Genomic DNA, 1,019 nt, shown 5'->3' on the forward strand with positions numbered 1-1,019 from the left:
GAGAGTACCTTTGCCCATTGTACTGTTCCACTTTTGATTGGATTGATTGAGTGCCGAAGGAAAGTTTCGACAGTCTTATAACGATAGCACTGGCGGCAAGGAATCAGCCATTATGGAAATGGTGATTGGTGATAATCCCGCCAGAAAAATGGAGGCGAAGAGTATCATGATCTCTATGTGGTTACCAGTTGATCTTTTGGTTTGCATACCCTTCAATGACAACGGATTGAGAACTGAAAAACGACGAAAAAAGGGGAAGCTTTCACTTCCCCAGGCGTGCGACTGACTCACACTTAATTTTCGCGCCATGCTAAATGCATGACTTACCCTTGTGACTCTAGGAAATTAATCCAAGGGCTCGCCATTGCTCTCATATCTGGAGATTGAGCCGCACTTTTCATTGCTTTAAGAGCATTACTCGGTTGGTTTAACTCAAAATATGCCATGCCACGAATGTAAGAGAGCTCTCCTTTTTGTTCGTGCTTAGCATCTGGGGCGGCGTTTTGCGTAAACTTCGTCGCCTCCGTATATTGCTTGTCTAAAATCATTAGACGAGCAATTTTTATTTGAGTTTTTGCTTGTGGAGCAAGATTGTAAGCTTGCTGATAGACGTCGATAGCCTGTTCAAGTTCTTGTGCTTGCTGCCAAAACGAACCAAGTGTTTCCGAATTTTTTGCGTTGCGTTCTACATGACCATTATCAAAGGCTGCTTGAAGTGTTTTCGCTGCGCGGAAAGGTACCCCTTGATAAGCTTGGAAGTTTACTAAACGTAGGTATTCTTTCTCACCTTCTAAGAGACCCATCTTATGAGCCATTTCTAGTGTTGAAAGGGCATTGCGCTCTTGATTTAACTCCATGTAAATACCAGACAATTGAGTCCAGTAACGCTTATTTTTTGGATATTTAGTGGTTAATGTTTTCAATACACCCGCAACGCTCTTGAACTGCTTAAGTTCATAATGCGCAGACATCAGTAGCTGATACCAAGATTCACTAGGTTCTTTACTCATAGCGATTGC

General features: G+C 42.5%; 1 protein-coding gene. It reads right to left on the reverse strand.

The window, feature by feature from the left end:
• Positions 1–323: 323 nt before the first annotated feature.
• On the reverse strand, positions 324–1,019 hold a 696-nt coding region (locus R7P72_RS26205), incomplete at its 5' end, for a tetratricopeptide repeat protein (RefSeq protein ID WP_411912915.1).

The organism is Vibrio sp. Vb0888, assembly GCF_033338835.1.
Taxonomy (GTDB): domain Bacteria; phylum Pseudomonadota; class Gammaproteobacteria; order Enterobacterales; family Vibrionaceae; genus Vibrio; species Vibrio alginolyticus.